Genomic DNA, 14,435 nt, shown 5'->3' on the forward strand with positions numbered 1-14,435 from the left:
TATAAAATAAGAATTTATTTTATAGCGTCAACTTTACTGATCGTGATGCCAGTAAATCCGAAGACTAAAGTAAGCCCTAAAGATAAATAACAAAAGAAAGCATAGGGTAAATAGTCTAAGACAGGTACGTCCAAAGCTTGACTGATAAACACACCGCAGACACTCCAAGGTACCAATGGATTAATTACCGTACCCGCATCTTCAATGGTGCGTGATAGGTTTTTAGGATGCAAATTGAGCCGCTCAAATGTGGTCTTAAATGACGTACCCGATAATAAAATACTCAAATACTGCTCGCCAATTAAAACATTAATGCTTAATGCCGTCATAGCGGCTGCAAAAATAGCTTGTCCTGCGGTGACCATCTTGTCACGAATGCCGGAGATTAGAGCAGGTAGAACGCCCAATGCTTTTAATAACCCGCCCAAACTTAAAGCAAGAATAACTATAGTTTGGGTAAAGAACATACTTTGAACCCCGCCACGTGACAACATATCACCTACCTCACCAAGCTTTAGCGTAGTTGCTGGTGCATAGCCTGCAAATAGATAACTGCCTAATTGTTCGATACCTAATGGACTGTGCACATAAGTGATGAATAACGCCACCACTATAGTGCAAATAATAGTATAAATTGCATTAATACGTAATAGCGCCAGTATGATAAGTACCGCAAACGGCAATAAAGCATAACCCTGAATCAAACCACTATCAATCAATTGCGATTGAAGTGACGTAACCTCGCTTAGATCTGCAGTACGGGTATCGCCCGACAGTATCCAAAAAAGTAGCACCGTTATTACCCATGCCGGCGCGGTGGTATACATCATATTACGGATATGCTCAAATAAATCGATACCGACTACAGAGGAAGCGATGGTACCCGTATCAGATAAGGGAGACATTTTATCGCCAAAAAAAGCGCCAGATACGACGGCGCCAGCAGCAATGGCAACATTGGCATCGAACGCGTGACTCATACCAATAAAAGCCACACCTAATGTTGCAACCGTGGTCAAGCTACTACCGAGCGCCACCCCAATAATTGAGGTAAGAATAAAAGCTGAAATATAATAAAACTTAGGAGATATCAGCTCAAAGCCATAATACATCAAGGTAGGAATCGCACCCGACATCATTAAAGCTGCAATCATTAGTCCAATAAAGAAAAATAGATAAATAGCACCGATGCCGCTCACAACACCTTCGGCCATTTTTGCTTGCATCTCATTGAAACTAACTTTTTTACTGATACCAATCAGCATTAACACACAAATGGCTAAAATAAGTGATAAGTGCGGCACCCAGCCAAAGCCGATCATGGTGACACCCATAATCAAAATAATCGTCACTGCAATCATAAAAGCGGCTTGTGGACTAACTTGCGGTGACACTGTTTGAGTAGAAAGCATACCTTATCCAGTTGAATCGTTGGCGTTTTTGTCGAGTCTTCATACCTGCAAAGTTTTTAATCTTTTTAAGATATTTTGCATGCAATACGGACTCATATGAAGATTTTGCTTCATCATACGCTAAACTTTATCATCATACGCTACGCTATGAAAAGTAGCGCACTATAAGCGCTTATTAATATGACGTTGTTAAGATTTTTGTTGCGCTTATTTTCGCAGATTACACGACTAACGACAAACCTGTAACAACACATGAATCTTACATTGAGTTAACAGCCAATCTAGTTTATTCTTTAAGCAGTGAGACCTACAATTTATAAGGATAAAACATGTTTGAACGTGTCGAATATTATGCCGGCGATCCAATTTTAGGACTTATGGTCCAATATGCGAATGACAACAACCCAAACAAGGTAAACCTTGGTGTTGGCGTTTATTATGATGAAGATGGCAAATTGCCAGTACTTGACTGTGTGAAAACTGCTGAAAAGCGTATGGCTGATTCAGTAGCACCGCGCCCTTATCTTCCTATGGAAGGACTGCCTGGACACCGTAAAGGTTGCCAAGACTTGCTATTCGGTAAAGACGCAGAAGTATTGACCGAAAATCGTGTAGCAACAATAGCTACCATTGGCGGTTCAGGCGCTTTGAAAGTAGGTGCTGAGTTTATCAACAAATGGTTCCCTGAAGCCAAATGCTACGTCAGCGACCCCACATGGGGCAACCACATTGCTATCTTTGAGGGCAGCGGTGTAGAAGTTGGTAAATACCCATACTATGATAAAGCAACCGGTAGCGTGAAGTTTGACGAGCTGCTTGAGTGCTTTAACTCATTGAATAAAAATGATGTGGTCCTACTGCACCCTTGCTGCCATAACCCAACTGGGGTGGACTTAACACATCAGCAGTGGGATCAGGTGCTTGAAGTGATTAAAGAGCGTGAACTGATACCCTTCATGGACATCGCTTATCAAGGCTTTGGTGAAGACATGGACAGCGATGCTTACGCTATTCGTAAAGCGGTAGACATGGATCTGACCTTATTTGTCAGTAATTCTTTCTCCAAAAACTTATCTTTATATGGTGAGCGTGTTGGTGGGTTATCGGTAGTTTGTCCGACTGAAGAAGAAGCTGATCGCGTCTTTGGTCAACTAAAATTCACCGTACGCCGTATTTACTCTAGCCCGCCTTCTCATGGTGGCCGAGTGGTTGATATCGTGATGAACGATGCTAAGCTACATGAGCAGTGGGTAGGTGAAGTCTATGGTATGCGTGACCGCATTAAAGCCATGCGCTTAAAGCTTAAGTCAGTGCTTGAAGCTAAAGTACCGGGTCGTAACTTTGATTATCTGACCACCCAAAATGGTATGTTTAGCTTTACTGGTCTTACGCCTGAACAAGTCGAGCGCTTAAAAACTGAGTTCGGTATTTATATGGTATCCAACTCGCGTATGTGTGTGGCGGGTCTTAATACCAATAACGTTGATTATGTGGCCAATGCCATGGCGGAAGTGCTTAAAGACTAAAGCTGATTTAGATTAAAGCTAATTTAGATTAAAGAAGGGTTTTAACTTAAAAGCTGAGCGAATGCTCAGCTTTTTTGTGGTTAGTTTTTGAGTATTCCAAAATCCCACCATATGAGTCAAAATAGAGTCTCGTTTAAATTTGGCCTATTCCTTTAACTCTTCGATTAAGCCTATTATTTTAGCTAGCTGCTTTATAATTACACTCATATAGGTAACCTATGACTCAATATTCAAAATCTCTCTCAAGTCTGCCGTTATTGTTGCTCTTATTGTTTTTATTAATTTTCTCATCATTGTTACTGCTACTTACCAGTTGTTCACGCTCAGACAATACGAGTGAATCCAATATGGCAATGACTAATAGCAATGCAGACGCCACTGACGTCATGCGTATTGCCGCAGCTGCTAATCTCGCAGGGGTGTTACCGACTGTCATTAAAAGCTATCAAAGCACTGCTAAGCAAGCTACAATTGCTACTGCGGTAAAGATCGAAGTTACCTATGCCTCTTCTGGTAAGCTATTTGCTCAGATTAACTCTGGTGCCCCGTATGATTTGTTTTTATCAGCTGATCAGGAATTTGCTTCTAAATATGCTCAGCAGCAAGCAGCGGTAAACAATACCAACCTTGAGCCCTTTACCTATGCCCGAGGTCAGTTGGCACTCTACAGTAGCACCCATGATTTAAACTCAACTAACACTTTAAACCAAACCAGCCTACAGCAGCTATTTAGTTCTGCGCCTGGCAAAGGTAAAACTGCGTTAAAAATCACCCTCGCTAACCCAGACCTGGCACCTTATGGTGCATCAGCAAAAGCTTTTTTACAACAGCAAGGGGTTTACGACAAACTTGTTAACAGTAAATTGTTAATTCAAGCTGAAAACATTGGGCAAGCATTTCAATATACACATACCGGAAGTACCGATTATGGCTTTGTGGCCTTGTCACAGTTAATTAGTGCTAAGGTTAACCCTAATAACTATGTTATTTTGATGCCTAGAAGCTATACTGCTATCCTACAAGATGGTATCGTCGTCAGTGAGCATCCTCTAGCCACTGATTTTAGTGATTATTTAATATCTCAACCGGCACAAAAAATACTTTCAGAAGCAGGCTATTTACCAGTGAGCGAGCTGAATAAATGAGTACCAATCTGAACAGGTTAAATAGGCTAAACAGGTTAAACAGGTTAAACAGGTTAAACAGGTTAAATAGGTTAAATAGGTTAAATAGGTTAAACAGGTTACATAGGTTACATAGGCTACATAGGTTAAATAGGTTAAATAGGCTACAGCAAACTGAGAAATAGCAAAATGTAAACCTTAATCCCTCTCCTAAAGCTGAGTTAAAACCGTATAATAGGCTTATGTCGCTGCTTTCTCCCCACCTATCGGATATGTTGCTACCACTATGGCTTAGTCTTAAGCTTGCGGGTATTACCACGCTGTGCTTGATGGTTTTTGCGACTCCGATAGCCTATTGGCTAGCCAAGCCTTCCTCAAGTAAATTACTAGACCGTATCAAAATTATGTTTATGGGCATCATAGCCATGCCGCTGGTACTGCCGCCTACCGTATTGGGTTTTTACCTGCTTTTATTACTAAGCCCAAACTCTGTGATAGGAAGATGGCTCGTTGCTCATAACCTCAATACTTTAGCATTTACTTTTGAAGGGTTGGTCATAGGCTCTATTGTTTACTCCCTGCCTTTTTATGTGCAGCCCGTTTATGCCCAGTTTTTACGCATTCCAAAAAGTGTCAGTGACATGGCTTTATTACTTGAGCCAAGTCCCCTACGCCGCTTTACCGCAGTTGCGTTGCCGCAAGCGAAAACAGGGATTATATTGGGTAGCTTGATTAGTTTTGCGCATACCATTGGGGAGTTTGGAGTGGTATTGATGATAGGCGGTAGTATTGCAGGTGAGACTAAAGTGATATCTATTGCTATCTATGAGCAGGTAGAAGCTTTAAACTATGACATGGCACACACCATGTCGTTATTATTGATAGCTTTAGGGATAGTACTGGTAGGATTAATTGCTAGTGTTAATAATCGAGTGCATGGTAAGAGTAATAATAAAGCTACCAATACTTAGAAGCTCCAAATGAATAGACTTATTTAGACCTGACTTTGTATAAATAAAAGCTGTGCTTTATTTAGCGGGGCTAAGTGCCCAGCCTATACAGACTTAGATTTTACTTTTAAGACTAGCCATTATTACTAAGCCACTTAGAAGACGCATCTTCATAATATTCTTGCTTCCAGACCGGAATATCATCCTTGATGGTATCTAAAATCCAACGGCATGCGTCAAAAGCAGGATAACGATGCTTAGAAGAGACACCCACCCAGACTGCCATATCACCAATATCTAATGCGCCTATGCGGTGAATAGCGACTGCATTTTCAATATCAAATAAACGTTTGGCTTCTTCTATAATTAACTTACCTTGGTTTATCGCCAGTTTTTCGTAGCCGTAATAAGTGAGGCTGGTCACCGGCGCTGCATTATTATGGTTGCGTACCCAGCCTTCAAACGTCGCCAATGCACCACACTGCTCATCTTGTAAAAAAGCTTTAAGCCGCCGGTCATCAATCGCTTCATCAAGTAGCGCAAACCCTTGAGTCTGTGCTAGCTGATACGCTTGCTCAATACTATGCGAAATCCGACTTGCCTGCTGATGCGGTTGTTTGGCATTATCTATAACCGATTGACTGTCTAAAGCCCTTTGACTGTCCATGTAAGACTCCAAAATTTTATTTAAATAAAAACTTAGCCACCGGCCACAGGAGGAATAAAGGCAATGGTATCTCCATCTTCAATCGTATCCTCCCAACTGGCAAACTCATCATTAATCGCCACTCGTACCTTGCTAGGCTCAAGGGTAAAGCCATGGTCTTGCTTTAACTGTGCATAAAGCTCAGGTAAGCTTAATTTGCTATCCAAACTTAACTGCTGCTGACCTTGTTGTGCTTTTTCGGCTAGGCTTGCAAAAAACAAAATCGTTATATTCATAATGTATTCAACCTCTTTAATAGTCTAAGCCTTCTTATAATCGGACTTACCACCCGTCTTAGTCACTAATCCGATATCATCAATCAAGATGTCATGTGACAACGCTTTAGTCATGTCATAAAGGGTCAAACAAGCGACACTGACAGCGGTTAATGCCTCCATTTCGACCCCAGTTTTGTGAGTAACCCGCACCTTTGCCGTTACTTTAATCGCATTAAGATCATCTTCATAACTAAAGCTTAACCCCACTTTATCTAAAGGCAGCGGATGGCACAAAGGAATTAGATCATGGGTGCGCTTAGCCGCCATAATCCCAGCAATATGTGCCGTTTGGGTAATGCTGCCCTTTTTGGTCATGCCATCTGCCGCTTTAATCTCAGCATAGATATCCTTTGGGAACACCACAAACCCTTGTGCCTCAGCTTCTCGAGTCGTCACTGTTTTATGACCCACATCCACCATATGAATATCGCCATCGGCGTCTAAGTGTGACAGCTTTGAAGTTGATTTTGTTTTTGACATAGTGCGTTTTGACCCAATTTATTAATATTACCAATTCTAATAAGACCGATTGCTTAATATGAAGGCAGGTTTTTTTTCTATAGCTTTTGACAAGCCAGTTTAAACTGCTCCGGCGTATTTAAATTAGATAGTGGATACCACGCTTTAGGCATAACCACGGGCTGACATAGCGGGGTAATAAAATTCATCACCCTACGCTCGCCTGCGTCCAAATAGCTTTTAAGCTTTTCAGCCACAGTTAGCTGATACTCGCCCAATAGGGGATACAGTCGCTCATCGTCTTTTAAGCAATACACTGGATAGCTATGATAGCTATGTTCTAGATGTTTATTTTGTTCTAAATTGTTTTTTTGTTCTAGATTGTTTTTTTCATTTAGCTGGTGTCGAGTATTATGGATATCAATAGCACTAACCAAGCTGTCACAGCTGACAACGATTAACCACTGAGAAGCTGACGCTGAGGGTAGCAAGTGCTGCATGGCCGACAATATAGCCCCTAAAGGACCCGCTGAGTGTTTAAGCTTGGCATGTGGATTGCTGCTTTGCGGTTGATAGTCATCAATATGAATAAGCTCAATCTCATTCTCAAGCTCAATCTCAATACTACTGTCAATATTTGGCTGAAACCCTTGCTCATTATCAGCAATCAACACCGGCTTTCCAAGCTTGGAAGCACAGCGCACATGATAATCCAGTAGGGTTTCTCCTGAAGGTAGCGTCAATAGTGCTTTAGGAGACCCCATTCGAGTCGACAACCCCCCTGCTAACACCACTACCCCAGCTAAGCTGTCTATTACCAAGCTGCCTATTATGCAACTGTCCACTTCCAAACTGTCCACCAATAAACTTTCTGACTGTTCGTTAGCCACTTCTAGATTATTAGTATTTTTTGGACTATCAGTCATGGCCAGGATTCACACGCATTAAATGCGGAACAAAATTACAAGGGCCAGTACGGCTGTCTAACTGCTCTTTGATGATCTGGGTCCAACCCGTTCGACATGCACCTGATGAGCCTGGTAAGCAGAAAATCACCGTATTATTAGCCATACCTGCAATGGCGCGAGACTGTAAGGTTGACATCCCAATTTCATCTTTAGAGATCAACCGGAACATCTCACCGAAGCCATCGACCTGCTTATCAAATAATATGCTAACCGCTTCTGGCATACTGTCACGAATATAAAAACCGGTGCCACCCGTCGTAATCACGGCATGAACCTCAGGATCAGCTATCCAACCACTAATCACAGCACGAATTTTATAAATATCATCGGTAATTAGCTGGCGATCAGCAAGATTATGACCCGCTTCTTGTAGCGAGTCAGCAAGATATTGACCTGACGTATCTTCTGCTAAGGTACGGCTATCAGATACGGTTAAAACGGCCACATTTAGAGCAGTAAATATTTTTTCTTTTGACATGGTATCGCCTTACTAGCAGTTAAAATTAATATAAATTAATAGCAGTTTTTTGTGGGATAAAGCTTAGTATTCGTTCTTAGGTTTCAATTGTTAGGATTTAGTTTTTAGCCTCTAATTCTCGGCTTTTAATGGTTAGCCTTTAGCCACCTATCATGGATAAATTATTCATAATGCCGCTATTTGACTCAGCGAGATGATGATGCTCAGGCTTGATTGGCATAAACTGGTGTAGTTGTTGAATTAGACCATCCACATCTTGGTTTTGCAGATAATCACGGATATCATAATTACCTTGATCGAACAGACACAGATGAACCTTACCCAAGCTACTCACTCGTAAGCGATTACAGCTGTCACAAAAATGAGCGGCATAAGGGGCAATCATACCAATTCTGCCCACATAATCAGGATGACTATACTCAATAGCTGGACCATCATTTTGCGCGCGCTGATGAGGTTGCCAGCCATTATTTAATAAATACTCAGTGATTAAAGCCGACTGTGCATGCTCAGCAAAAAATAAATCACTGTTATCGCTGGTTTGCATAAATTCGATAAAACGGTAAGTAACTGGACGCGTTTTGACATAGTCTAATGCAGACATTAGGCTATCGTAAGCGGTGTTTTCCATCAAGATACCATTTAGCTTAAGCTTGATATCGGTGGTCTGTAGCAAGGTATCCATATCCTCTAACAACTGCGGCAGCATATCAAAGCCAGTCATCTGCTTAAAGGTAGCTGGATCAAAGCTATCGACACTGATATTAATCTGATCTAACCCGGCTTGATGCCAGTTAGCAATATGCTTGCCTAACTTATAACCGTTACTGGTCATGGCCACCGTTTCTATCCCAGGTGTGCCCTTAACCAGACGGATAATATCGGTCACATCTTTACGGATAGAAGGTTCACCGCCGGTGAGTCGAACCTTTTTTGTGCCGACTGCAGCAAACGCTTTGGTAAGCACATCAATCTCAGACAAGGTCAGCTCATTATCAGGACGCTTGCCTTGATAGCCATTGGGCAAACAATAGCCACAGCGAAAATTACAAAAGTCGGTAATGGATAAACGCAAATAAGTGAGACGACGTGCAAATCCATCGGTTAATAACCCTGCATCGGTATCAGCAGGCTGCGATGAGGTAGTGATAGAAGATGGGGGTTTGACCGTGCCTTTAGCGAAAAGATCCGGAGCTAAAAAATCTGGAGTCAATAGATCTGGCATCGCAGCAATAGCAAAGGATTTTGATAGAGGGTAAAGGCTGATCTTATCGAAGGCAGAATTAACAGATGACGTTCGGTCATGACCATCAAATATAGCTGAATTGGGGGAAGGAGTATACAGCCTAGCTTTCCCTAGGTTGGAAGTAAGAGGGGTCATAATAGGTACCGTAGTCATTATAAGTTAATGTGCTCTAAGCGTTGCCTCAGGTTGTGGGTTTAATTTCCAATAAGGTGATTTTGTAATGTTTTTCGTAACGTTCTTTATATGGTAAAGGATATTATAGCAGGTTAAAAAATAATAGATACTTGCCCTAAAGGAGCGACACTACTATACAGTATACTCCTTTAGTAGTATTGAGTAGACAAGCTCTTACTAGTCTTGTTTTATCTAAGAAATACTGGATATTAATTATTAAGTTTCTGGCTTCATCTCTCAGATAGCGTAAACAAATAATATCCAGTTGCTATAAGTTATTAAACTAACTTAGTAACCTTAACTCCAAGGGAACGGTAGAATAGTTACCTTTTCACCTGCACTCAAGCTGCCTGATTCTTTAGCCAATACGATCAAACAATTGGCCAGACTTAGTTGCTTAATACGATGCGAATCTTGCTTGCCTGCAGTACTGACTTCATATTCACCTACTTCATTTTGACTAAAATAGCCACGCTGGAAGTCAGCACGACCTGCTGATTTTCTAACATCATTGGTTAACGTTGCATTTAATGTTATTGATAAAGGTACTTGAGACTCTTTGGCCCCGGATAAGTGCCAGAGTGCAGGGATAATAAATTGTAAACTACCTACCACGGAGGACAAGGGATTACCAGGTAACCCGAAATACAGTACAGGCACCTCTAAGTCTTGAGTAAGCTCACCAAACACAAAGGGTTTACCAGGCTTCATAGCCACTTTATAGTGATTAATTTGGCCCAGCTCTTCAATCACTGTGGTCAAAAAGTCGTAATCGCCCACAGATACCCCTGCGGTAGAAATCAATACATCACACTCCTGCATGGCGCTAAGTACAGCTTGTTTGGTCATCTCCAAATGATCAGGGATAATGCCATAATCATGGATCTGTACTGGCAAATCAGCAAGCATGCTCTTTAAGGTAGGCGTATTTGAGTTATAAATCTGCGCCAGCGTTTCAAGCGGCTGTCCTACTTTTACCAACTCATCACCTGTGGCTAAAATACCGACCACTAAGGGTTTATAAACCTCAACCTTATCCAGTCCTAGGTTAGCCAATAAGCTGATATCTGCTGGTGTCAAACGCTTGGCTGCCTGCAACACCGTTTCGCCAGACTCAATCTCTTCGCCTTGTTTGCGAATATTACTATCAGCTTTGGCGGTTTTGGTCAGGGTAATAGGATAGCTTTGTGATTTATCAATGCTGTCTTTGATATCAGCAAAGTTGGTGTTTTCCTGCATCACTACCGTATCACATGCCGTAGGCACTACCGCACCGGTAAAAATACGTACTCCTTGACCGGCAGTAAGCGAGCCGGTAAATGGTGATCCGGCTTGAGACTCACCCACTATATTGATGGTCGTACCGTCTACAAGGTCACTGCCAGTGGCAATGGCATAACCGTCCATCGCCGAAATATTTTGACGTGGTATGTCAAACGGAGAATCGATATCCGTAGCGAGAATATGATTAATGCTGTTTAATAAATCACGACTTTCAGTACCGCGCTGATTAAAGGGCGAGTCATCCTTATTGTAAGCTGTAATTCGCTCGCTGATGGCGGCTTTTAACTCTTCAACAGTAATCATAAGATAGCTCTTTTAAAAATGGGTTGTTATGTATTGATGACTATATAAATATGGCTATATAACTAAACTTAAACCTTATTAAAGGTCGATGTCTGTTAATGCTTGTGCATCAGCTTCAACAAAATGTAGGAGTAACTCTGTTAATGCAGGATACACATCCGTTTTGACACGTATGATTTGACAACGCCTATTAAACATTGGCAGCCAAGTTAGTAACGCATCTTGCAAGAAACCTTTCTGATCGCTTGCCTTATTAGATACCGCGTGATTAGATACCACGTTACTAGATACCTCATTACTAGATACCTCATTACTAGACACCGTACTACTGTCGGTATCTACCGTATCTTTATGATCGTTTTGAATCCATAATGCCATTACTTGTAAATATATACTGATATGATCTTTTGGTTCTTTAAATTCAGGATGCAAAGCCAGCTTTTGATGCTTTAAAAACTCACCCATCTGCTGTGCGGGTTTGCCGTATAGCATTTGATCGCTTTCAAGATAATATGAGGCGTAAGGCGGCGCGCTCTCAATGCCACTTAATAAAAAAATATGGGCAAAGTCTGCCGCAACTTCTAAAGCTTGCTCATCTTTAGGAATGACTTTTAAATCATTTAAAGCTTTCTGTAGTCTACTACTTTGGGAGTCTAAACCTAAATTCACAAAAGCTACATGCAGACTTGGGTATTGTTCTTTTAGATCCGATAAGTTTTGTTTAGTAAATTCACTTGCAAAAACATCTGCAAACCAGCGATATAAAGCAGCACGAGCCAGATTTGCTGCCTGCCATTGTTGATTATCAATCATTGTATTCCTAATGCATAGATAGTATTTAAAAATATGGATTTAACTTAGTATTTTGCCGAGTATTATTAATTCATAAGTCGCCAAATCAAAGGGCTCTGCTCATTATAATAAGCAAAGCCCCCAACTTGTACTTGTATCATGTAGCCAAATTAGACACCGATACGAATATGACTAGATTTTGACTCGAGTACCGTCTGGATTGACATAAATTGGACCACCAAACGAAGTTACGGCAGGCGCTTCACCTTTGAACTTCTCGATCTCTACCAAGCAAGTATTGGCACTAGGGCCTTGCGCTAACATAGAGGTGCCTATATCTAACGTTAAGGTATTGGGGTCACCATACGTATCTATGGCCCCAATCTCTGGACCAGTAGGACCATACCACGCGCCTTCTTGAATACGGATAATACCAGGTGGGAAGTTATCAGAGACAACCGCACCCGCCAATAATTGGCCGCGATCATTATAAACGCGTACCAAATCACCATCGCTGATACCACGTTTTTTGGCATCTTCAGGACCAATATAACAAGGTTCACGATCCTGTACCGTATAAGTCGCACGTCGCTCTTCAGATTCACAAGTCTGTGAATGCAGTCGCGTATCTGGGTGAACAGACTGTAACCATAATGGGTATTTATCTGATCCTGGACCACCATGTGAGCGCTCCGCTTTTTCCATCCATATAGGATGCCCTTTACAATCATCATAGTCATAGCTTGCAATCTTTCGGCTACTAATTTCGATAAATCCTGAAGGGGTTCCTAAAGCATTCACTTCTGGATCTTCACGGAAATCAGCATGGCGTACCCAGTTCTCGCCCTCAGGGAACAGAACATATCCTTTTTCCCAGAACTCTTCAAATGGTGGCATGAAGAAATCTTTCTTGAGATTTTCAGCGCGGCAGTTTTCATAGATCTCCTCAATCCACTGCATTTCATTCATCGCACGGCTATACTCAGTCGAACGGCCCATACGCTTGGTGAACTCATACCAAATATCAAAATCAGACTTTGAGCGATATAGCGGATCCACCAGTTTGTGCATCGCTATCACACCACGATTACTATACGATCCATAGGCGTCTAAATCATTACGCTCATATGGTGTACATGCTGGCAGGACGATGTCAGCAAATCGACACGTCGCGGTCCAGTTGTAATCTACAGAAACAACCGTTTCCATATTGCGGTATGCTTTTTTCATACGGTTGCGGTCTTGATGTCGATGCCACTGGTTACTACCCGTAAATATACCCATCTTCAGTGGCGGTAACGTGACTTCATGACCATTGAAATTAATCTTTTTACCCGGCTCTAGCAAGCAGTCCACCATCCGAGCAACCGGAATAACAGAGCTGTATCCTTCAAAATCACCATTGCTATATTTAGCTTTACGACCAGTATCTAAGTTAAGTGGGAATGCGCCAGGCATAGAGGCACCAGATGCGGACACACCTACAGAGCTATAATGATGCGAGTAACTGATACCACCGCCAGGCAGACCAATTTGACCTAGCATTGCTGCTATAATAGCGCCCATCCAATAGGGCTGTTCGCCATGTTGCTGACGTTGAATTGCCCAACCAAAGCAAAGCTGAGTACGACTCTTTGCCATCTTACGAGCTAGATTACGGATGGTATCGGCATCTACGCCACATATCTTAGCCGCCCATTCAGGCGTTTTCTCAACCTTATCTTCGGTCTCTCCCATAAGATATGGAGTAAACTCATCGAGACCGAGCGCATACATATCGATAAACTCTTTATCGTAAAGGTTCTCGGTATATAACGTATGAGCGATACCTAACATGAGAGGCACATCAGTCATTGGATTGACATACTGATGGTCACACTCAAGGTAGTTTTGCGTTTTACTTTTAACAGGATCAAGACAAATAACTTCTATCTCGTTATTCTTAACTTTATCGCGCAGTATCTCATAATATTCGTAAGCTTCATGAGTTTCAGTATTCCAGCCTACTTGCAGGTTCTTAATGGGGTCATTTGCCCAGAATATTATTAAGTCTGAATTCTCTAAAATCAATGGCCACGATGTGCCTTGAGAATAAACCTCAGTAGAACCCAATATATAAGGCAGAATCATCTGTCCTGCACCAGTCGAGTAGTCACCAGCCGTTCCGACACTCTTGCCATGCATGGCTATAGCACGAAGCATATGGTTACCACAGCTATGGATGTTACCTACCGAGCGCCAACCGACGTTCGCAGTATGCAGTGCCCATGGGCCATAGTTTTTTTGAATGCGCTCAAGCTCTTCATAAAGAATATCCAGCGCCTCATCCCAGCTTACGCGAACAAAGCGATTGTCTCCTCGCTGAGTGCGGTCACTGTTTTCACGGTTTCGATACCAATCTACGCGAATCATTGGATAACGAACACGAGAGGGGCTATAAATAATGCCGGGTACACCATCTAGTATTTTTGTAGGATATTGATCAAACTCAAAAGGTTTGATTTCAATTAAAGTATCCGCCTCAACTTTGGCGCGAAAGGCGCCCCAATGAGCCCCTGACATCTTCCAGCCGCTCCAATCTTGCGCCTTTTCGCCAGTAGCATTAGTCAAAATACTATCATCAGCCAGTAGCGGCATCGGTAGCATGGCTGTACCCGATAGAGCTGCCAACGATTTCAAAAAGCCCCTACGATTCATATTTTTCATAATAACCTCTTTATCCTAAACGTATTGGT

13 protein-coding genes are annotated in these 14,435 nt (G+C 42.0%); 3 read left to right on the forward strand and 10 right to left on the reverse strand.

Going from position 1 to position 14,435, the window contains the following annotated elements; genetic code table 11:
- Window positions 1-14: 14 nt before the first annotated feature.
- Complete coding sequence (gene nhaC, locus AC21OH_RS09660) at window positions 15-1,412, reverse strand: Na+/H+ antiporter NhaC (RefSeq protein ID WP_487369982.1); 1,398 nt, start codon at window positions 1,410-1,412, stop codon at window positions 15-17.
- A 329-nt stretch (window positions 1,413-1,741) separates the two neighbouring features.
- On the opposite strand from nhaC, the gene AC21OH_RS09665 reads away from it, so the two are divergent.
- The 3 genes from AC21OH_RS09665 (at window position 1,742) to modB (ending at window position 5,033) form a co-directional block, all read left to right on the forward strand.
- A complete protein-coding gene (locus AC21OH_RS09665) occupies window positions 1,742-2,938 on the forward strand; it encodes an amino acid aminotransferase (protein ID WP_487369984.1) in 1,197 nt (398 codons plus the stop codon).
- Between the two features lie 218 nt (window positions 2,939-3,156).
- Window positions 3,157-4,083 carry a molybdate ABC transporter substrate-binding protein gene (gene modA / locus AC21OH_RS09670; RefSeq protein WP_487369985.1) on the forward strand — a complete coding sequence of 309 codons (927 nt, stop codon included), beginning with the start codon at window positions 3,157-3,159 and terminating at the stop codon, window positions 4,081-4,083.
- A 221-nt stretch (window positions 4,084-4,304) separates the two neighbouring features.
- Complete coding sequence (gene modB, locus AC21OH_RS09675) at window positions 4,305-5,033, forward strand: molybdate ABC transporter permease subunit (protein WP_487369986.1); 729 nt, start codon at window positions 4,305-4,307, stop codon at window positions 5,031-5,033.
- Window positions 5,034-5,145: 112 nt separating this feature from the next.
- Here the strand turns inward: modB and AC21OH_RS09680 are convergent, their stop codons facing one another.
- The 9 genes from AC21OH_RS09680 to torA form a co-directional block, all read right to left on the reverse strand.
- Entirely contained in the window at window positions 5,146-5,679 is a 534-nt protein-coding gene (locus tag AC21OH_RS09680; protein WP_487369987.1) for a molybdenum cofactor biosynthesis protein MoaE, read from the reverse strand.
- 32 nt (window positions 5,680-5,711) lie between these two features.
- On the reverse strand, window positions 5,712-5,954 hold the full coding sequence (gene moaD, locus AC21OH_RS09685; protein ID WP_486535986.1) for a molybdopterin converting factor subunit 1: 243 nt from the start codon (window positions 5,952-5,954) through the stop codon (window positions 5,712-5,714).
- Between the two features lie 24 nt (window positions 5,955-5,978).
- The gene (moaC, locus tag AC21OH_RS09690) at window positions 5,979-6,476 is read right to left on the reverse strand and encodes a cyclic pyranopterin monophosphate synthase MoaC (RefSeq protein ID WP_487369988.1); all 498 of its coding nucleotides are present in this window, start codon (window positions 6,474-6,476) and stop codon (window positions 5,979-5,981) included.
- A 77-nt stretch (window positions 6,477-6,553) separates the two neighbouring features.
- Window positions 6,554-7,381, reverse strand: a complete 828-nt coding sequence (gene mobA / locus AC21OH_RS09695; protein ID WP_487369989.1) for a molybdenum cofactor guanylyltransferase — start codon at window positions 7,379-7,381, stop codon at window positions 6,554-6,556.
- Window positions 7,374-7,901, reverse strand: coding sequence for a molybdenum cofactor biosynthesis protein B (moaB, locus tag AC21OH_RS09700; protein WP_486535983.1), 528 nt, complete (start codon window positions 7,899-7,901; stop codon window positions 7,374-7,376). Before moaB ends, mobA begins: the two co-directional genes overlap by 8 nt.
- A gap of 139 nt (window positions 7,902-8,040) precedes the next feature.
- On the reverse strand, window positions 8,041-9,282 hold the full coding sequence (gene moaA, locus AC21OH_RS09705; protein WP_487369990.1) for a GTP 3',8-cyclase MoaA: 1,242 nt from the start codon (window positions 9,280-9,282) through the stop codon (window positions 8,041-8,043).
- A 336-nt stretch (window positions 9,283-9,618) separates the two neighbouring features.
- Window positions 9,619-10,908, reverse strand: coding sequence for a molybdopterin molybdotransferase MoeA (locus AC21OH_RS09710; protein ID WP_487369991.1), 1,290 nt, complete (start codon window positions 10,906-10,908; stop codon window positions 9,619-9,621).
- Window positions 10,909-10,986: 78 nt separating this feature from the next.
- Window positions 10,987-11,721, reverse strand: coding sequence for a molecular chaperone TorD (gene torD, locus AC21OH_RS09715; protein ID WP_487369992.1), 735 nt, complete (start codon window positions 11,719-11,721; stop codon window positions 10,987-10,989).
- A gap of 171 nt (window positions 11,722-11,892) precedes the next feature.
- Complete coding sequence (gene torA, locus AC21OH_RS09720) at window positions 11,893-14,406, reverse strand: trimethylamine-N-oxide reductase TorA (protein ID WP_486535979.1); 2,514 nt, start codon at window positions 14,404-14,406, stop codon at window positions 11,893-11,895.
- Window positions 14,407-14,435 lie beyond the last annotated feature (29 nt).

Source organism: Psychrobacter sp. CX10 (genome assembly GCF_057621575.2).